The sequence below is a fragment of the Ralstonia sp. 110700041-2 genome, assembly GCF_056280165.1.
In genome coordinates this window covers 265,700-284,775 of sequence record NZ_JBSFAI010000002.1, presented here as the reverse complement: position 1 = coordinate 284,775, position 19,076 = coordinate 265,700, and the positions used below count along the sequence as shown (strand labels likewise).

At 64.1% G+C, this 19,076-nt stretch carries 14 protein-coding genes; 9 read left to right on the top strand and 5 right to left on the bottom strand.

From position 1 onward, the window contains the following. Positions 1-95 precede the first annotated feature (95 nt). Positions 96-1,040 (top strand): alpha/beta fold hydrolase, encoded by a 945-nt coding sequence (locus tag ACUXH0_RS03835; protein WP_182593745.1) that lies wholly within the window; start codon positions 96-98, stop codon positions 1,038-1,040. On the opposite strand, the gene ACUXH0_RS03830 is transcribed toward ACUXH0_RS03835, so the two are convergent. After that, positions 1,026-3,044, bottom strand: a complete 2,019-nt coding sequence (locus tag ACUXH0_RS03830; RefSeq protein ID WP_182593746.1) for a sigma-54-dependent Fis family transcriptional regulator — start codon at positions 3,042-3,044, stop codon at positions 1,026-1,028. The two genes, ACUXH0_RS03835 and ACUXH0_RS03830, sit on opposite strands and share 15 nt — an antisense overlap. Before the next feature lie 267 nt (positions 3,045-3,311). On the opposite strand from ACUXH0_RS03830, the gene pedF reads away from it, so the two are divergent. Continuing rightward, on the top strand, positions 3,312-3,797 hold the full coding sequence (pedF, locus tag ACUXH0_RS03825) for a cytochrome c-550 PedF (RefSeq protein ID WP_004631184.1): 486 nt from the start codon (positions 3,312-3,314) through the stop codon (positions 3,795-3,797). Between the two features lie 95 nt (positions 3,798-3,892). After that, complete coding sequence (locus ACUXH0_RS03820; protein WP_182593748.1) at positions 3,893-4,774, top strand: substrate-binding periplasmic protein; 882 nt, start codon at positions 3,893-3,895, stop codon at positions 4,772-4,774. A gap of 89 nt (positions 4,775-4,863) precedes the next feature. Here ACUXH0_RS03820 and ACUXH0_RS03815 read toward each other — a convergent pair whose 3' ends face one another. Beyond that, positions 4,864-5,304: a hypothetical protein gene (locus tag ACUXH0_RS03815; protein ID WP_238563796.1), complete on the bottom strand. Its 441-nt coding sequence runs from the start codon at positions 5,302-5,304 to the stop codon at positions 4,864-4,866. A 327-nt stretch (positions 5,305-5,631) separates the two neighbouring features. Then, on the bottom strand, positions 5,632-6,453 hold the full coding sequence (locus ACUXH0_RS03810; RefSeq protein ID WP_182593750.1) for a MipA/OmpV family protein: 822 nt from the start codon (positions 6,451-6,453) through the stop codon (positions 5,632-5,634). Positions 6,454-6,675: 222 nt separating this feature from the next. Between ACUXH0_RS03810 and ACUXH0_RS03805 the strand changes: the two genes are divergently transcribed. Then, positions 6,676-8,403, top strand: coding sequence for an alkaline phosphatase family protein (locus ACUXH0_RS03805; RefSeq protein WP_004631177.1), 1,728 nt, complete (start codon positions 6,676-6,678; stop codon positions 8,401-8,403). Positions 8,404-8,465: 62 nt separating this feature from the next. Here ACUXH0_RS03805 and ACUXH0_RS03800 read toward each other — a convergent pair whose 3' ends face one another. Further along, positions 8,466-8,738, bottom strand: a complete 273-nt coding sequence (locus tag ACUXH0_RS03800) for a hypothetical protein (protein WP_004631175.1) — start codon at positions 8,736-8,738, stop codon at positions 8,466-8,468. Between the two features lie 411 nt (positions 8,739-9,149). Between ACUXH0_RS03800 and ACUXH0_RS03795 the strand changes: the two genes are divergently transcribed. The 3 genes from ACUXH0_RS03795 (at position 9,150) to ACUXH0_RS03785 (ending at position 10,443) form a co-directional block, all read left to right on the top strand. Continuing rightward, positions 9,150-9,374, top strand: coding sequence for a hypothetical protein (locus ACUXH0_RS03795; protein ID WP_009241195.1), 225 nt, complete (start codon positions 9,150-9,152; stop codon positions 9,372-9,374). Positions 9,375-9,512: 138 nt separating this feature from the next. Next, complete coding sequence (locus ACUXH0_RS03790) at positions 9,513-10,070, top strand: MerR family transcriptional regulator (protein WP_182593751.1); 558 nt, start codon at positions 9,513-9,515, stop codon at positions 10,068-10,070. Beyond that, positions 9,973-10,443: a carboxymuconolactone decarboxylase family protein gene (locus ACUXH0_RS03785; RefSeq protein WP_009241194.1), complete on the top strand. Its 471-nt coding sequence runs from the start codon at positions 9,973-9,975 to the stop codon at positions 10,441-10,443. Before ACUXH0_RS03790 ends, ACUXH0_RS03785 begins: the two co-directional genes overlap by 98 nt. On the opposite strand, the gene paeA is transcribed toward ACUXH0_RS03785, so the two are convergent. After that, a complete protein-coding gene (gene paeA, locus ACUXH0_RS03780; RefSeq protein ID WP_004631169.1) occupies positions 10,383-11,699 on the bottom strand; it encodes a polyamine export protein PaeA in 1,317 nt (438 codons plus the stop codon). The genes ACUXH0_RS03785 and paeA overlap by 61 nt on opposite strands. Before the next feature lie 484 nt (positions 11,700-12,183). Between paeA and ACUXH0_RS03775 the strand changes: the two genes are divergently transcribed. Beyond that, positions 12,184-15,021 carry a bifunctional glycoside hydrolase/polysaccharide deacetylase family protein gene (locus ACUXH0_RS03775; RefSeq protein WP_259393668.1) on the top strand — a complete coding sequence of 946 codons (2,838 nt, stop codon included), beginning with the start codon at positions 12,184-12,186 and terminating at the stop codon, positions 15,019-15,021. Next, positions 15,008-19,039 carry a tetratricopeptide repeat protein gene (locus ACUXH0_RS03770; RefSeq protein ID WP_182593754.1) on the top strand — a complete coding sequence of 1,344 codons (4,032 nt, stop codon included), beginning with the start codon at positions 15,008-15,010 and terminating at the stop codon, positions 19,037-19,039. Before ACUXH0_RS03775 ends, ACUXH0_RS03770 begins: the two co-directional genes overlap by 14 nt. Positions 19,040-19,076 lie beyond the last annotated feature (37 nt).

Genomic DNA, 19,076 nt, shown 5'->3' with positions numbered 1-19,076 from the left:
CTTGAGGGTTGGCATAGTTAGTGAATGCACAGCGTTGTTCAGCGGCTGCACAGGCGTTTGCCGAACGCAGCCGCATCGTCATCAAGGCAACATCCATGCCCACCTCCGACTGGCCAACCACATCCGCCCGCTTTCACCTGCGCACGCCGGACGGCCACTGCCTGCATGTGCGCCAATGCGGGCCTGACAGCGGAGAACCGTGGCTGGTGCTGCATGGCGGCCCGGGCAGCGGCTGCGCGCCTTCGATGGCTGCGTGGTTCGATCCGCTGCGGCATCGCGCCGTGCTGCCGGACCAGCGCGGTGCCGGGCGCTCGCGACCCGCCGGCACGCTACGGCGCAATACGGTGACGGCGCTGCTGGCCGATCTGGAGCAACTGCGCATTGCGCTCGGCATTGCGCGCTGGGGCGTGGTCGGTGGGTCATGGGGCGCAGCGCTGGCGTTGGCCTATGCCGATCGCTTTCCCCATGCCGTATCGGCGCTGGTGCTGCGCGGCACCTTCCTGACCGGTTTCTACGATGTGCAGTCGTTGTTCAACGCGCGCGGCGCCGGTCGTGATCTCTTGCGAGGCGTCGGTGGGCGAGGTGAGGGTTTTCCTGCGGCCCGTGGTCGCCTTCGCGTTGCAACAGACATGTTGCAGCCTGGTACAACTGTTCAGAAATTGAACATTGCCACGGCATGGCAGCGTGCGGAACATCGGCTGTTGGGCCTGCGGCCGCTGGCACGTCGCCAAACCTGGCAGCAGCGCATGGCCCTCGTGCGCAAGTACCAGTTGCAGGCGCATTACCTGCATCGGCGAGCAGGGCTGGGGAAGGCAGCGTTGCTGCGGGCGGCCACGCGCATCGGGGCGAGGGGTTTGCCGGTGACGCTGCTGCATGGGCGGGAAGACAAGGTTTGCCGGCCCGGCAATGCGCTGCGGTTGTCTGTAGCGATCCCGCATGCGCAGTTGGTGTGGGTGCCGGGTGGGCACCTGGCGGTGGGTGAGATGACGAAAGCGCTGGGCGCCGCCATCCGTGCGTCGGCGTGGTCAGTCGGTGTCTGAAGGCAAGCCGCCGGCCTCGTCGATCCGGCGGTAGATTGTGTTGCGCGAAATGCCGAGCGCTTTCGCAGCGGCGGAAATGTTGCCGTTGTGCGCCTGCACGGCCGCCATGATCGTCATGCTTTCCACATCGGCAAGCCGCTTGGGCTGCGTGCCGCCCACGTTTTGAGTGACAGGCGGTACAGCCGCTGCCGATGCCACCGCATTGTCCGGAGACGGCTGGTCGCCATGACGCGCCTGCCAGTCTTCAAGAAAATCGTCGGGCAGATGGTCTTCGGTGATTTCCGGAGCGCCTTCGGCCATCAGCCGGGCGGTGCGCAGCAGATTGCCGAGCTGGCGAATGTTGCCGGGCCAGTGGTAGCTGCGGAACATCTGCATCACGGCTTCGCTGATGGGGGGCGCGTCGGCCTGTTCAAGTTTCAGCAGCTTGTCGGCTACCACGTCGAGGTCGCTGCGCTCGCGCAATGCCGGCAGGCGCACGACCAGACCGTTGAGCCGGTAGTACAGGTCTTCGCGGAACTGGCCGCTGGCCACCATCTCGCGCATGTTGCGGTGAGTGGCGCACACGACCGTCACATCTACCTGGATCAGCTTGTTGCTGCCCAGCGGAGAGACCGCACGCTCTTGCAATGCGCGCAGCAGGCGGGCCTGCAGGTGCAGCGGCATGTCGCCGATCTCGTCGAGGAAGAGCGTGCCGCCGTTGGCCAGCACCATCTTGCCGATGCCGCCCTTCTTGCGCGCGCCGGTAAAGGCGCCTTCTTCGTAGCCGAAGAGTTCAGATTCGATGAGCGCTTCCGGAATCGACGCGCAATTCACGGCGATGAAGGGGCCGGCGTGGCGCGGGCTGTCGGCGTGGATGGCGCGCGCAAGCAGCTCCTTGCCCGTGCCGGTTTCGCCCAGGATCATGACAGGGATATCCTTGCCGATGACCTTGCGCAGCTTGCCAATGACGGTCTGGATCTGCGCGTCGCCGGTGTCCAGCGCCTCCAGGCTGGCCGGCTGCCGGATCGGCTCGATGTAGGCCCGGCGCGGCGCCGCGTCGCGGTCGGTCGAGAGATCAGCGCCAATCGCGCCGCCCACCATGCGGTTGGCCGGCCGCTTCCATTCGACGCGCGCAAACACCTTCACGCCGCTGGGCAGTTGCAACTGCACGATACCTGCCGCTGCGGTGCGTTCGCGGTCGATCAACTGCGACATCGACAGCCCAAACAGCGACGAAAAGGTATGGGCATGCAGCGCGCGGATCGACAGGCCGAGCTGGAATTCGCCGCTGCGGGTGGCCGACAGGAAGCGCCCCGCCGGCGTGAAGGCCGCAATGCCCTCGACCAGTGTGCCGATGAATTCCGGGCGCGAGTGGAAGTGGATGCACACCACGTCCTGGAACGTGTTGGCAAACAAGTGGTTCTCGATCATCTGCGCCGACATGCGCACCAGCGCCATGGTGTGCTTGTGGAAACCGCGATGGTCCCCCGTCACATCGAGCGCACCCACGGTGGCGCCGTACGGATCGAAGATCGGCGCACACGAACAGGTGAGGAACTGATTGGCCTGCAAGTAGTGCTCGGAGCCGTGGACCAGCGTGGGTTTAGCCTCGGCCAGCGCCGTGCCGATGGCGTTGGTGCCCCGGCTCGCTTCCGACCACAGTGCGCCCGGTTGAAGGGCCACCTTGCTCGCCTGGGCCAGGAAATCGTCGTCCCCCAGCGAATGCAGGATCAGGCCCGACGTGTCGGTCAGGATCACCATGCTTTGCGTGTTGACGATCTGGCTGTAGAGCGTCTCCATCACGGGGAGCGCGTGCGTGAACAGCGACTGGCTGCGCTCGATCTCTGTTTTCAGCTCGCTGTGCAGGACCGGGCAGAAGTCGGGCGACTCATACGGGCGCAAGCCGTAGGACTTGGATCGCTCGTGGGATTGCGCGATCAGTTCAGGCTGATCGTTCGGGGTGTCACCGAGCGTGGCCGGGGCGTTTTCGGAACCGCGCGGGTCGGCTGCCGCGTGAGGGGTCATGGTGTGTGTCTCCTTAAACCTCGCCCGCAATCTGTGTGCGGGTCGCCCGGATCGCCTGATTTAACCAGGGTGCGAACCGGAAGTGTTGCGCCATGAAGCAAGACCCTTGCCAGGGTGTTGCATTCCTGAGCACCTGTGCCAACCCTCGCATCGGATAACCGGCGCGCTTGGCGGATGCAGGCCGGGTTTGGCGGCAGGTTCGCGCCTTGGTATGGCTCTTGCAGAAATGGCTCCAAAAATCGTTTCAACGACAACTAGGAGACACTCTTGAAAACGCCTCGCAATTTGCTCGCGCTGCTTTCTGCCTGCGCACTTCTGGCCGGCGGATTGCCCGCAGCCGCATCCGCTCACGGCGATGTCACACCGCAGGCCGTAGACACGCACACCTTACCGCAACTCGGTGCCGATTGGCGTCAGGACAATCCATACCGGACGGGCCCCGCCCACGACGAAGCGCTGCGTATCGGCACCTCGGCGTTCAACCAGAACTGTGCGCGCTGCCACGGGCTGGAGGCCATCTCCGGCGGCATCGCCCCCGACCTGCGCAAGCTCGACACCGATTGCATGTCGCTGGCAAGCGCCAAGCAGAAGGAGGCTTGCTACGGCGAGGTGTCGCAGTACTTCACCGCCACAGTCCGCCACGGCCGTACCCGCGATGGCCGCGTCTACATGCCCCCGTTTGAAGGCGTGCTGACCCAGGAAGCGGTCTGGTCGATCAAGACGTATCTGGAATCGCGCCGCGTACAGGAGTAGTAGGTCGGCCTGCCCCCGTTGGCAGCTTTGCGAGCCGATGCTGTCCCTGCCTTCGTGTGCATCGGCTCGCTCATTTTTTCCACCAGGAGATTCTCATGAATGCCCGTATTCGGTTGACCGCGGTTGGGGCTTTCCGTCGCCTTGCCGGCCTCCTGCTTGCTGCGGCAGCCATGATGGTGAGCGCCGCGCCGGCACATGCCGACATGGCGAAGATCCGCCAGAGCGGTGCCCTGAAGGTCGCGCTGTACAAGGGCCTGCCGCCGTTCTCCGACAACGTCGGGGGCCAGTTCAGCGGCATTGACGTGGCGCTTGCCAATGCGCTTGGCAAGCAGATGGGGCTGTCGGCGTCGTTGCTGCCGTTTGATGCGGATGACGATGGCATGTCGGGCGACCTGCGCAACATGGTCTGGAAAGGGCACTACCTGGGGTATGGCCCGGCCGACGTGATGCTCCATGTGCCGGTTGACCCGAACTTCATTCGCCAGAACGACCAGGTGCTGATATTCGCGCCGTACCTTCGCGAAGGCTATGTGCTGGTGTACGACAGCGACCGCGTCCGCAAGGTCAGCAGCTTCGAAGACCTCGCCGGTCAGGCGACCGGCGCCGAGCAGGGATCGGGCGGGGCGAGTGCGCTGCTTTCCAGTGCCAACGGCGCGCTGCGCGACAAGGTGAAGATCTATCCGGAGGCCAACGAGGCGCTGCGTGCGCTGTTCTCCGGCCAGATTGCCGCGGCAATGGTGACGCGGGCGCAATATGAAAGTGCGCTGAAGATGCAGAATCAATCTGCCACACGGTTCGTGGCGACCGAACTGCAGTCGCCGCTGCTGCCGGCCCGCGGTTGGGCGATCGGCATGGCCGTCAAGGCGGATCAGCGAGAACTGGCGCAGGCGCTGGAGACCGCGCTCAATGCACTGCGCGCCAGCGGCGAGCTGCAACGCATCTTTGCGCAATACGGCGTGTCGATGGTGGCACCGTAGGCGCCACCGCCCGCGCACGGAGCCGAACGTGTCGACGCACCTGACGCGGGGGCACTGCGGGCGGCTGGCCGCGCCGGCCAGCTCACGCGCTACGCCTTCTCCGCCGCGGCGTGCTTGGAGGGCAGCGCACTCACGTTGTCGTCGAACTGCGAATCCACGGGGATCTTCGAGAAGTGGTGGATCTTGGGCGCGTGCGAGTCGTCGGCCTGCGCGTCGTGCGGGTCGATGAACGACATCGCCGTGCGGCGCCGGAGCATATGCGAGTCGCGCGATTGCGATTCGCGCCACAGCTCGGCCGTGAACTTGAGACCGGCGCGCAATGCGTGGGCGCTTTCCTGCTTGCCCTTGCGCTGGTCGGACACGCGCTCGATGCCCTTCTTGACGACGTCTTCCAGGAATATGAGACGGGCGCGGTAGTAGTCCGCGTGCATTTGTGCATCCATCACGCGCTGCTCTGCCTGGTACAGCTCCATGCGCAATTCGCTTAGCGCGCGTTCGGCCTGCTTCTCGGGAGAGGGTGCGTGGCTCAAGGCCCAGTTTGCAATCCACCGCAACATGGTCAAGCCCTCCTGTCTTGCGGTGTCCGCCGCCGGTGGGAAGACACCGTTCACTGCCCGTGCATTGATCGGAAGTGATCGCCGCTTTCCAAACAGACTAGCAAAAAAAACAGGGCGATTGCGCTAGTCCACCCGCATACCTGTTGTGAAAAGGAAGCATGGTCCTTTTGGCTGAGAGGCGCGCGGGCCAAGTTCTGGTCTCATAAGCGGATTGCCTTGTGTGCACAGGTTTGCCCCGCGAATTTCACCTCCATGCGCAAGCGATTGCGCACATCACCGCGCCCGATTCTGGGCGCGCTGTCAGCGGAACCGGTACGTGAGCGAGGCCATGGCCGTGGTCTGCTGGCGGCGCTGGGTGATCGGACTGTCTGCCGCATCGCCACGCAGCCGTGCCACCGTGAGCGAGCCATTGGCCGTCCACCGGTCATCGAGCTTGCACGTGACGATGGCGTTGAAGTGGATGTCGCGCAGCCCCGCATGCGTGGCAAATACCGGCAGGCCCGAACGCGCGCTCTGGCCATCGTCCACGCCAAAGAACGTACGCGTGTACTGACCGTTTGTCCACGACACGCCGGTGCCAAGGCTGAACAGCCAGCGGCCGACCGGGGCGCTCGCGTAGGCATCGGCGTTGGCGATCAACCCCTGGCGGTTGCCGAGGATGTCCTGCTCCGCATCGGCGGACAGCGTGAGGAACGACACCGTGTACTGCGCGAACGCCTTCGCGCGCACCGTGGCGTTGACATTGCCCAGACCATTCAGGCGCGCGTCGTCATGCGCATGGCGCCACGTCGGGTCGAACTGGAAGTTGCCGCCCACCTGCCATGTGTCGTCGTTGGCGAGGTACACGCCTGCAAAGTCCATCCCCTTGGAAAAGAAGCGATGCCGGTATTCGATCTCCTGATCGATCCACGGAAACACAAAGCTGGATTTCGCGCCCGGATATTTGGGTGACATGTAAATCGCCGGGCCGACAGCGACGCTCCAGTCGCTGTCTTCGGCGTTGTTTTCCGCGTTGGCGGCAGGGGCCGTCTGTGCCTGGGCAGCGCTGATTGACAACGCGCTAACCAAGACCAAGGAAAGACGGAGCAGAAGGCGGAGCGGGGCACGCGAAGGCAGCGGCATGAGCGAACGGAACTGGAGAGAAAAGCGATCGGATGGAACGACGGGCACGCCATTCTAGTGGAACCGCCCGAACGGTTGATGATGGTGCAAACGTTGGCTCATCCCGCCGGCGGGCCGACGTTACATTTGTCATGCAAGCGACACGGGTGGGTCGCCGCGCGGACATACAACGAGGCTAGCGTGACCGGGCCGCCTGATGGCGGCAATCCAGAGGAGAAACCCGTGTCCCCCCAGAAAACTCTCGCTGTTGCCGTGCTTTCCACGCTGGCATGTGGTCTGTCTACACACGCGTACGCCGATGACGATGATGCGCGCCACGCGCACGCCAAGCATGTCCTGCTGATCTCGGTCGATGGCTTGCATCAGTCCGATCTTGACTGGTACGTCGGCAACCATCCGGGTTCCACGCTGGCGCGCCTCGTGCGCCAGGGCGTGAGCTACCGCAATGCGCGCACACCGTTCCCGTCGGACTCGTTTCCGGGCATGGTCGGCCAGGTGACTGGCGGCAACCCCAAGACCACCGGCATCTATTACGACGACGCTTACAGCCGCGGCCTGCTTCCGGCCGGCACGACGGCCGCCAACTGCCACACCACCAAGCCGGGTGCTGAAGTTTTCTATGCCGAGGTCATCGCGAAAGACCCGAACCGCCTCGACAGCGGCCAGGGCATCCCGGGCCTGTATGCCGATCTTTCGAAGATCTCGCAACTGACGGGCCGCGCGCTGGACCTGATCGATCCGGCGCTTCTACCGGTATCGCCCGTCACCTGCGCGCCGGTGTATCCGCACCAGTATCTGAAGGTCAACACGGTATTCGAAGTGGCGCGCAAGCACGGCCTGCATACGGCATGGTCGGACAAGCATGCCGCGTACGAAATCCTCAACGGACCGAGCGGCCAGGGTATCGACGATCTGTTCGCGCCCGAGATCAACAGCTCCGTGACCGACCCGTCGCTGCCGGCCGGGCCCGGCGCCGACTGGACGAAAGACAATACAAACACGCAGCGTTACGACAGCTTCAAGGTGCAGGCCGTGTTGAACTGGCTCAAGGGTCACGACCACGCCGGCAACGGCTCGCCGGGCGTGCCTGCCATTCTTGGCATGAACTTCCAGGCTGTGTCGACCGCACAGAAGCTGAACAAGTCGGCGTATTACCCGGACCCATCCAACACTGCCAACAAAGTGTCGGGTGGCCTGGGTGGCTACACCAACAATGGCACGGTGCCGGGCGTGGTCCTGCAAAGCGCGCTCACCTTCGTCGACAACAAGCTGGGCGAGCTGGTCAAGGCTGCCGACCCATCCAACACGGTGGTGATCGTGTCGGCCAAGCACGGCCAGTCACCTAACAGCCGTGCAGACCTCACCATCATCAACGACGGCGACATGATCGACGCGCTCAACTGCGCATGGGAAAAGTACGCTGCAACGTGCAAGGACGCGACCAAGCCGCATCTCGTTGCGCACGCGATGGACGACGACGGCATTCTGCTGTGGTTGAACGACCGCTCACCGGCCGCACTGCACTTTACGAAGCAGTTCCTGCTGGGCTACTCGGGTACAGGGCTGGGTTCGGATGCGGCGGGCAATGCCGTCGCCAAGCCCTTTACGCAAGCTGGCGCGAGCCGCTTTGTGCTGGGCGAGGAAGTTGCTGACTTCTTTGGCGCGAAGCCCAGCGATGATCGCGTTCCGGATGTTGTCGGTATCGCGCAGCAGGGCACGGTATGGGCCGGCAGCAAGCTATCGAAGATCGCCGAGCACGGCGGCTTCCGTCCGGAAAATCGCCACGTGCCGATCGTGGTGTGGGGAGCAGGCGTCAACGCTGGCATCGTGGACGAACGCGTCGACACCAACCAGATTGCGCCGACCATCCTCGGCGAGCTGGGCCTCAAGCCGCACGAACTGCAAGCGGTGCAGATCGAGGGCACGAAGCGTCTGCCGCATCTGCACTGATTCGGTTCACGCTAGAAAAAAAACGCCGGGAGATTCCCGGCGTTTTTCATGGCGCGACTGCCTTATTGTTTGGCGGGCGCAGCGGCCTTCGGTGCCGAAGCGGCGTCGGTCTTGGCTTCCGACTTGGCTGCAGCCTTGTGGGCCTTCTTGTGAGCGTGCTTCTTCTCGTGCTTGGCTTCAGCCTTCGGTGCCGAAGCGGCATCGGTGGTCGTCGCTGCAGCGGTCGCGGCAGGTGCAGGTGCGGCGGCCGGTGCGGAGGCGGTGCCAGCCGCGAACACGGGGGCTGCGAAGGCACCAGCAACGATCAGAGCGGCCAGGGATTGAGCGACTTTCATGTGAGACTCCTTAATCAGATACAAGCGGGATATTGGGACTCCAGATACATGGATCTCGTCCCATTTGCGATCCATGCCTCCAAAAACGTCCCACACTGAGGTCGCGCTGACCGCCGTTTGTAAGCGTTCTGCCCACGGTGTAAGCGCGCGTAACAAGGTGGGTTTCGCGGCTTCCGATGTCAGTTGCGATGGGTTGAGACACATCAAGGCAACGCCACGCGCCTCGGCGTACCGTCAGGCTTCAGGTGGACAACCGCCGGTGCCTACACCACACTGCGTGGTGATGCGCGGGCCATTCCGATGTCGGGTCGCGCATTGCATAGCAGGCGCGGAGCGCATTGGGTCACGCTCCATCCGACACCGGAAGCGCTACAAACGCTACAAACCAGTCTCTTCTACAAGGACAAAGCGATGAACAAGCTCCTGGCTGCCCTCGTGGCTGCAGTCTTCAGCGCCGGCGCATTTGCGCAGGCATCCGCACCGGCAGCGGCTCCGGCACCTGCCGCGGCCTCGCCGGCCCCCGCCGCGTCGGCACCTGCCGCGGGCGAAAAGGCAACGCAACATCACAAGAAGAAAAAGAAACGTGACCATCGTCCGAAGCAGCAGGACAAGAGCGCGTATGGCGTGGGCGGCTGATCAGCGGCAGCCTGCCGTTTTTTCTGCACACCAGGCGCCGGCCTCCAAAATGGGGCCGGCGCTTTGTTTTGGGCGGCCCGGAAGAATTCGCGTACAGTCGCTTGACTTAGAGTGCGCTCTAACTTCTAAGCTCCGTTCATGACCACATTCCTGACCATCGCCCAGGTTGCAGAAGCCACCGGCCTGTCGACGCATACGCTGCGCTATTACGAGCGCATCGGCCTGCTCGACAGCGTGCAGCGGCGCGAAAACGGCCATCGTGTCTTCCGTGCCGAAGACATGACGTGGCTTGAGTTCCTGCTGCGCCTGCGCGATACCGGCATGCCGATCGCGCAGATGCAGGCGTACGCCGCGCTGCGGCGACAGGGCGACAGTCTGGAGAGTGTGTCGGCGCGCCAACGCCTGCTGGAGTTGCATGCCGCGGCGCTGGAAGCGGAGCTGCGCGCGCGGGCCGAAACGCTGGCCGTGCTGCGCGTCAAACTCGCTGTCTACGACGGCATCCGGACACGGATTGAAGCCGCGGAAGGCGCGAAGGGCTCTGCTTCCCCATCTGTCAAATCGAAGCACCAGCCAAAACGCCAACCGAACGAGGACGCACATGACCCCGACCACGCACACCGCACAAGCCGCAAACCACGCCAATCTGCAGGACGACCGCTACGCACGGGGCTGGCAAAAGCTCAAGGAAGTCGATGATGTTGCCGGCGAGCGCGTGGTCGAGGCCTTGGCCGACATTTCGCCCGACCTCGGCCGCTACGTCGTCGAGTTCGGCTTTGGCGACGTCTATAGCCGCCCGGGGCTGACGCTGCGTGAGCGCGAGATCGCCACCATTGCCGCGCTCACGGCGCTGGGCAACGCGGCACCGCAGTTGAAGGTGCACATTGCGGCGGGCCTCAACGTGGGGCTCACGCGAAAGGAGATCACCGAGACGATCCTGCAGATGGCGCTATACGCGGGCTTTCCGGCGGCACTCAACGGCATGTTTGCCGCCAAGGAAGTGTTTGCCGCTCACGACGCCGAGGGCGCGGCCGCCGCGAGCGGATCGATGCGCCGCGAAACCAGCAACTGATCGATCCGGTGGTTGTCGATGTCGAGCACTTCAATATGCAGTGGCCCGATATCGACGGTCTCGCTTTTCTTGGGAATACGCTTGAGCGCGTAGATGACCAGCCCGGCGAGGGTTTCGACGTGGTGTTCGCCGGGCAGGTCGTCGAGGTCGAAGGCGCGCTTGACGTCGCCCAGCGGCGTGACACCGTCGATCAGGCAGGAGCCGTCATCGCGGCGCACGATCTGCTCGTCTTCGCCCAGGTACAGGATGTCGCCCATTACCGCGCCGACAATGTCGTCGAGCGTCACCACACCCACCACCAGCCCGTATTCGTTGACCACCGCGCCAAAGCGCTCGTGCATCTCGCGAAAGCGCGTGAGTGCCTGTGACAGGTTGAGCGTGTCCGGCAGTACGAGCAGGTTCTTGTCGTAATGCTTGCTGATGTTGCGGATCACGGCGGAGGACTCTTCCGACAGGATCTGCTGCAGGATGTCCTTGGACGCGATGAAGCCGAGCACCGAGTCGATGTCTTCGCGGCAGACGAGGTATTCCGCGTGCGGCTGCGCGATGATCTTCATCTTGATTGACTCCACCGGCTCGTCCACCGTGAAGTAGATCACCTCGTCGCGCACGGTCATCACAGAGGTGATGGTGCGCGATTCCAGCTCGAACACGTTTTCGATCATCGCCAGCTCGTGCTTGCGCAGCACGCCGGCTTGCGCGCCCGCGCCCACCATGGCGGCGATGTCTTCGGTGGTGATCTGGTCGACGCGGTGCGTCGGTACGCCAAACAGCTTGAGGAACATGTCGGCCGCGCCGTTGAACAGCCATACCACCGGCCGCAACACGCGCAAGCACGACTGCATCGGGCCGATGATCGACATCGCACAGCGCTCGGGGTAAAGCACGGCCAGGCGCTTGGGCAGCAGATCGGCAAATAGAATGAACAGCCCCGTCACGATGACGAAGCCGGCGATGCTGCCGATACGTTCGGCGCGGGCAGCCGGCAGCCAGTCACTCAGCCCCGCGGCCAGCGGCCCCGAGATATGGCTGTCGCCGATGACACCGGCCAGGATGGCCACCGCGTTTACCCCGATCTGCACCACTGTGAAGAAGTTGCCAGGCATGTCCTTGAGCTGCAGCACGCGCAGGGCGCGGGTGTCGCCGTCGTCGGCCAAGGTTTGCAGACGCGTGCGCCGCGATGCCGTGAGGGCGATTTCGGAAGCGGAAAAAAAGGCGCTGATCAGGATCAGCAGGGCAAGGAGGAGGGCGGACATGATGGCGGGGGCCGTCCGGGCAAGTCGCGTCGTTGCGCAGCGACAACTGCTCGGGCGCGTGAAATGTGGCTTCGGCTGATCATGGTGCAGCCCCAATCGCTTTGTCAAACCGCGGCGTGCGCGGGTGATCTCAAACAATTGTTTATGTCCGAGGAGGGTACCCGGTCATCAAAAATGTGGTTTGCCGTGTACCCATGGCATCGGCGATACTTCACCTTCGGACACATTGTCTCGGGATGCCTTGCGGGGCCTGCGTTTGCGGGCGGCAACCGTGAAGAAAAATAGCAGTTCCGAACGGCGTCATCACAGGCGCCGATCTTCAGTGCCGGCGCAGATCGGCCCAATTGATGCACATAGTTGCATAGCGGAGTGCCAGTTCATGTGGGTTCTCAGCCGTTTACAGCGGCGCACCGGGGGGAAACGGGGGAATACGGCAGGGACGATCGCACGGTGGGCTGGGCTTCTTTTGGCCGCCACCGTTTCGATGCCTTGTGTGACGCTTGCTCAACAAGCGCCTGCCACCACCGGCTCCGGGGCGTTAGGGGTAACAGCTTCAGTTTCGGTCAACGCGCCGAACATCGCGTGGTTCTACGGCGACAAACCGCCCGTGGCGCAGTTGCGCGCGTTCGATGCAGTCGTGGTTGAGCCTGACCACGGGTTCGATCCATCGCAGTTCAAGACGCCAAAGACGCAGTGGTACGCCTACGTGAGCGTGGGCGAGGTCACGCCCGAGCGCCGCTGGTACAAGGATCTGCCCAAGACCTGGCTGCTGGGCCGCAACGAGGCGTGGGCGTCGCGCGTGGTGGACCAGACCCAGCCCGAGTGGCCGGCGTTTTATGTCGATCACGTCATCAAGCCGCTGTGGGACAAGGGCTACCGTGGCTTTTTCCTCGATACGCTCGACTCGTATCAGTTGGTGGCCAAGGACGACGCCTCACGTGCGGCCCAGGAAGCGGGCATGGTGCGCGTGATTCGCGCCATCAAGGCACGCTATCCGGAGGCCAGGCTGATCTTCAATCGCGGCTTTGAAATCCTGCCGCAGGTGCACGACCTCGCCTATGCGGTGGCGTTTGAATCGCTGTATCGCGGCTGGGACCAGGGCAGCAAGCAGTACAAGCAAGTGAACGATGCGGACCGCGAATGGCTGATGGGCCATGTACGCAAGATTCGCGACGAGTACCGCCTGCCGGTTATCGCCATCGACTACTGCCCGCCGACCGACCGTGCCTGCGCGCGGGAAACGGCCAAGCGCATCAAGGCGCAGGGCGTGGTGCCGTATGTGACCGATCCAGACTTGTCGACCATTGGCGTGGGGCGCATCGAGGTGTTGCCGCGCAAGATGTTGATCCTGCAGGACCGCGACCCGCGGACTACCATTGACACCAGCGAGGGCGTGCGCTTTGTGGCCACGCCGCTCAATTTTCTTGGCTACGACGTCGAGTACGCCGACATCAACAAGCCGCTGCCCGCTGCGGTACCGCCCGACCGCTACGCCGGCGTGGTGGTGTGGGTGAACACCAGTCCGATCAAGCAGGTGGCAGCGCTATCGTCGTGGGTGCGACAACGTATTCATGACGGTGTGCACATCGCCTTCCTGAACCAGTTCGGCCTGCCGGTGGACGGCAGCATGGCCGACATGTTCAAGCTGCAGCTTGTGCGTGGCCGTGCCACCGGGCCGCTGTCGGTGGTGTCGCAAGACAAGATGATGGGTTTTGAGATGGCGCCGCAACCGGAGCGCCGTGAGGCCCAGCCGATTCAGGTGAGCGCGAACGGGCAGTCGCTGCTGCGGCTGAAGTCGGGCAATTTTGAGTTTGATGCCGCTGCCATTACGGATTGGGGCGGCTACGTACTGAATCCGTATGCGGTGTTCTCGATGGACACCGTTGAGCAGGCGCGGTGGGTCGTGCAGCCGATCGAGTTCCTGCGCCGGGCGCTTGCGCTGCCTGACATGCCGATCCCCGACGTGACCTCTGAAAACGGCCGCCGGCTCATGCTCGTGCACGTGGACGGCGACGGCTTTGCCTCGCGCGCCGAGTTTCCCGGCCCCGAATATTCCGGCGAGGCGCTGCTGCAGGACGTGTGGGAGAAGTACCGCATCCCCACTACGCTGTCGATCATCGAAGGCGAGGTGGGCGCAAGCGGCCTTTACCCCAAGCTGACGCCGCGCCTGGAAGCGATTGCGCGCCAGATGTTCGCGTTGCCGTACGTCGAGCTGGGCACGCATACCTACTCGCACCCGTTTGATTGGAGCCGCACGGTGCCCGGCGCGGCAGGAGATCGGACCAAGGAAGGCCCAGGTGCGGACAAGGGCGGCGGCGACACTGCATTCGCCCTGTCCATTCCGGGCTACAAGTTCAGTCTCGACCGCGAGATATCAGGCTCCATCAACTACATCAACGCGCGCCTGGCACCGCCTGGCAAGCGCGTGAAGCTCCTGCAGTGGTCGGGCGACTGCCAGCCCCCCGAGATTGCCGTGCGCATGGCTTGGGATGCAGGCGTGCTCAACCTGAACGGGGGCGATACCACCATCACGCGCAGTTCGCCATCATGGACAGAGATTGCGCCACTGGGCATCGACAAGGGCCCAGGGGCTTACCAAGTGTTTGCGCCCAACCAGAACGAGAACGTCTATACAAACGATTGGACCGGACCGTTCTATGGGTTCGACCGCCTGATTGAAACGCTGCAGTTGACTGACACGCCCTATCGCTTCAAGCCGATCAACATCTACTACCACATGTATTCGGGCACCAAGCTTGCGTCGCTCAAGGCCTTGAAGAAGGTCTATGACTACGCGTTGTCGCGGCCCGTGTTCCCGATCTATTCGACCGAGTATGTGGTCAAGGTGCTGGACTTCCGCAACATGGCCATCGCCAGAGAAGTCGGGGATGGCAACACTTGGTTGGTGCGCGGCGATGGCGACCTGCGCGAACTGCGCTGGATGGCCCGCGGCACGCCGCGCATGGCGGATGCCCAGGGGGTGGTGGGGTATGACAAGGCAGCGGGCGGTATCTATATCCATCTCGATGATGGGGCCGCACGCTTTACGCTCGCACCTGAAGCAGAATCGTCGAAGCCTGCATACATTGCAGAAGCCGCAGCCTTCGTGCGCAACTTCGCACGAAACGGCAATGCGTTGAGTTTCGAGGCGGGTGGCTACTACAAGCCGTTTGTTCGTCTGGCCAACGCAGGAGCCTGCCGCGTGAAGGTCAATGGCAACCCGGCGCGCACCGCCCGCGCACAAGACAACACCGTGCGCGTTGATCTGACAGGAGCCGCCGCGCAAACCGTGACCTACCAACATATCGATGTGGTCTGCTGACCTGACTCCGCGTGAACGGCTGCTGCCGGCCTGGCTGATCGGTACCCTGGGTGCGCTGATCGGGCTGGCGCTCGCCTTGATGTTCCCCCGCGAACGTCTGGAGGCTCGCCTGCTGGAGGGCGGCAAGGTCGATGCGCTGTCGGTGGCCTATCTGGAAGCCTGGTTGCGCGTGCGCCCGAACGATGGCGAGTTCTTGAGCGTGCTGGGTGCCCAGTATGTGCGCACGGGCCGGCTGGCAGAAGCCGAAGCCATGGTCGCTCGCATGCGTGCGCTGCACGACAAGACGCTCGACCGTGAAGCGCTGCTGCTTGATATCGCCATCCGGGAGCAACGCGCCTACGCGCTGCAGCCGAACGATCCGCAGCGCGCCGCCATGCTGGTTGACCTGCGTGGTCTGCTCAAGCAGGCGCTGGACTATCGCTGGACTGCGGCTGAGCTGGAGATGCTCGGCGCCAAGTCGCGTGGTTTGGATCAGGGCGCGATTGCCATCCAGTTCTATCAACGTCTGGCTAAACAGGACGTGGCGCGCGCCACGCAATGGCAGGCACGTACCGCCGAGATTGCGCTGGGCGTGGGCGAATACCGCGCCGCTGCGGCTGCCAACTTTGCCGCGCAGGCCACTGCCACGTCGCGCGACGAACAGCGCCGCTACTTCATCGCAGGGTTGAAGGCACTGCAGGCCGGCAATCTGCTCGACGACGCCATGACGGAAGCGCAGCGCCGGGTTGGCCCGCTGATCGACGATACCGAAACGCTGCGCTTTCTCACGCGCCTGGCGATGGCATGCAACCGGCCGGATCTTGCCGATCAATATGCGCGCCGCTTGCTGCGACTGTCGTGGCATCAGGCGGGGGAGGGCATTGCCCTGGCGGCGGGTGTCGCACGTCATGACTGGGCATTCGCCGGCCGGCCTGAGCCGCTGCCAGGCCCTGCAGACCTGGTGTTCATGGATGGCTGGGAAGGCCTGGCGCGTCGCCAGCGCCACGCTGCGCGCATTCGCCCGGTGGCGGATGGGTCGAACAAGGCAGACGATGCTACGTCGTCTTCAAAACCGTCGGGCGCACAGGCCATCGCACGCGGGATCGCCCCGTTCAATGCGGAAGACTACGACCTCGCATTCCAGGTTTTCATGGGCAGCGGCAATCTGAACGATGCCATGCGCGTGGCCGAGGCCGCCGTGCGCCAACGCCCCGATCTGAAAATCTGGACCGAACGTGCCGCGCAAGTGGCCGAGTGGAACCGCCAACCGATGGCGGCGTTGAACTACTGGCTGGCTTACGCGCAATCCACCGGCGATGACGCGGCCTGGCAGCATGTGCTGCGTCTGGCGCCCGCACTTAACGAAGACCACGCCTATCTGGCTGGGCTGCGCTACCAGGCAAGCCGCAACCCGGGCGACATGAAGTTGCTCGACCAGGTCATCGCGGCATACGAGCGCCTGGGCGAACCCGTGGAAGGGCTGGCGTATCTGAACAGCATCGCGCACGGTCCGCATCGGCAAGTGGTGCTGGAGCGCTATGCCAATCTGGCCGAGCGCGCCGGCAAAGATGATCAGGCCTACGACACCTACGCCCGTCTGCAGAAGGAGTTCGGCCCCAACGCGCAGTACGCGCTCAAGCTGGCGAACATCCTGTATGTGCGCGGGCAGTTCGCGCAGGCGCTCTCTGCCATGGAGGCCGCCAGCAAGGTGGTGTCGCCCACCGACGACCTTTACTGGCGGACCTTCGCCCAGCTCGCGCGCCTGAACCAGCGTGACGATCTGTCGCGTGAGGCGTATCGACAGTTGTTGATCGGCGGCAGGGCTGAGCCAGACGATCTGACAACGATGATCGACTTCTACGACGCCAGCCCCATCGATGCTGGCCGCCTGGCTGAACTCGCTTTCCGAAAAGACGGCACGATGGTCCACCTGCAGCAGGCCATCTACTACTACACGCGAGCGCGCGCCTTCCGACGCATCGACGGGTTGCTGGCCTCGCTCACGCCAGAACAACGCAAAGCGGCCGAGCAATCTGCCGGCGTGTTGGGCGCCCGCGCCGAGTATTTCCGCCAGAGCGGCCAGTGGGATGCCGCCATGCGTGACCTGCGGCGCGCTGTCTCGCTGCCTGATGCGGGCAGCGATGTGAAGGCCGCCTTCCTGTGGGGCCTGCTGGATTCCGGGCTGAACGCCGAGCTGAAACGCGCATTGGCGCTTTGGCGTGGCGAGGCCGAAAACGATTCCGCATACTGGGGAGCCTACGCTGCCGCCGGCCTGCAGCTGTTCGACGCCAACCTGGCGCTGCGCTTCCTGGGCCGCCAGGGCAAGTCGATGCAGACCGATCCGCTCTGGTTGCTGGCCTATGCCGACGCACGCGAAATGGCCGGTCAGGCCGATGCTGCCTGGGCGCTGCGCCGCGAGGCGTGGTGGCTGCTGTGGCGCGCTGAAGACACGACAGGCAGCGGCAAGACCAAGCCGCCCGCGGGCCGCCGCGTCGGCACGCGCGTCACGGTGGGGGATAGCGATGCTGCGCCGTTGGAAGAAGACGCACGCACTGAATTGCGCGCCCGGCGCGTCTCTCTGGCGCAAACATTCGGGTCCGGCGACCTGTCGCAGCGTCTGCTGATCGAGTTGCTGCGCGATGATCGCCGCGCCACGAAGCAGGGCCGCGAAGGTGGCCGCTCGGCGATGGATCGGTCCGAACTGGGCGATATCGACACCTTGCCGCCCGAGCCGCCACAGACCCCCACCGACAAACGCAAGCAGGCCCGCGTGAGCGATCAGCTGGTTTCCGCTGTGGCCAAGGAAGCGGCGCTGGGCTGGGCGCTTTCGCAGGAGGCGAACGATCTGGCGCGCGCGTGGCTGCTGCAGCAATACACGCGCCGCATGACGCGGCCGGCCTATGCCGAGATCTCCATCGCCCTGGCCGAGCGCGATTTGCAGACGCTCAACCGGCTGCTGGACGACACGCCCGACCGCATTCCGCTCTACAACCGCATCGATGCCAACCTGATGACGGACCGCCTCGGCGAAGCGCAGCGGTTGTCGTTTGAAGGGCTGACCACCGCACCCGATGACGAGCAACTGCACGAACGTGTGCGGGAGACGCTGCTGACCAATTCACAGGCGCTCGAGCCGCGCGAGACGTGGTTCAAGCAGGCGCCGCTTACCTACTTCGAGTCCAGCGCCGCCGCCGGCATCCGCCTGACTGACCACTACAGCATGCTGGTGCGCGCCACGCAGCGAAACCAGCGCTCGACCGACGATACGCAGTTGACGGGCGTGCCCGCGCAGGATCGGCAGCTGGATTGGATTTCGCAATACCAGACGCAGAACGCCCAGTGGAAGGGCACGGTGGGTTGGCGCCAAGGGCTGGGCTCGCTTTACGCGTTCCGGCTGGATGGTCTGCTGGGGCAGGTTGGGCCAGTGGGCACGGAACTGTCGATCGGTCGCAACCAGCCGGCCAATGAAACGCCGCAACTGCGTGTGGGCGGCGTGAAGGATCTTTTTTCGATCGGGAACAACTGGCGGGTGACTCAGAACGAGTACGTGCGCGCCCGTGTGGAAGGCAACCGTTTCTACGGGCAGGATCGCTCGTTCCTCGGCAGCGGCATGGTGTTCGATGGCGAAATCGGCCACCGCTTCCGGGTGGAATATCCGGACTACACGGTCCGCGTGGTCGGTACCGTCGCGCGCTACAACGCGACGGGCACGGTCAGCCCGTTGATGGCTCGCCTGCTTGCCTCGGGCGCCGCACCGGTCGTTGACCAGATCATGCCGCGCTCGTTCAACCAGTTCGGCATGCTGTTTGGCTTCGGCACGGATTATCTGGACCGCTACACGCGTGCCTGGCGGCCCTTTATGGACGCGGGCATGCTGCATGACAATCGCGAAGGGTGGGGCGTGCAGGCCCAGATAGGCGTGGCAGGCAGCGTGTTTGGCAACGACCATCTGGCGCTGTACATCGAACACCAGTCGATTACGCGGGCGGGGACATCGCCGCTGACGGAGATCGGGCTGCGCTACCGCTGGCTGTACTGATGATGCGCAAGCGAAGCAAACGAATCGGACGAAACAA

Coding starts and splice junctions, on each gene's coding strand:
- ACUXH0_RS03835 (WP_182593745.1), top strand. CDS start 96: ATGCCCACCTCCGACTGGCCAACCACATCCGCCCGCTTTCACCTGCGC.
- ACUXH0_RS03830 (WP_182593746.1), bottom strand. CDS start 3,044: ATGACCCCTCACGCGGCAGCCGACCCGCGCGGTTCCGAAAACGCCCCG.
- ACUXH0_RS03820 (WP_182593748.1), top strand. CDS start 3,893: ATGAATGCCCGTATTCGGTTGACCGCGGTTGGGGCTTTCCGTCGCCTT.
- ACUXH0_RS03810 (WP_182593750.1), bottom strand. CDS start 6,453: ATGCCGCTGCCTTCGCGTGCCCCGCTCCGCCTTCTGCTCCGTCTTTCC.
- ACUXH0_RS03800 (WP_004631175.1), bottom strand. CDS start 8,738: ATGAAAGTCGCTCAATCCCTGGCCGCTCTGATCGTTGCTGGTGCCTTC.
- ACUXH0_RS03795 (WP_009241195.1), top strand. CDS start 9,150: ATGAACAAGCTCCTGGCTGCCCTCGTGGCTGCAGTCTTCAGCGCCGGC.
- ACUXH0_RS03790 (WP_182593751.1), top strand. CDS start 9,513: ATGACCACATTCCTGACCATCGCCCAGGTTGCAGAAGCCACCGGCCTG.
- ACUXH0_RS03785 (WP_009241194.1), top strand. CDS start 9,973: ATGACCCCGACCACGCACACCGCACAAGCCGCAAACCACGCCAATCTG.
- paeA (WP_004631169.1), bottom strand. CDS start 11,699: ATGTCCGCCCTCCTCCTTGCCCTGCTGATCCTGATCAGCGCCTTTTTT.
- ACUXH0_RS03775 (WP_259393668.1), top strand. CDS start 12,184: ATGCCTTGTGTGACGCTTGCTCAACAAGCGCCTGCCACCACCGGCTCC.
- ACUXH0_RS03770 (WP_182593754.1), top strand. CDS start 15,008: ATGTGGTCTGCTGACCTGACTCCGCGTGAACGGCTGCTGCCGGCCTGG.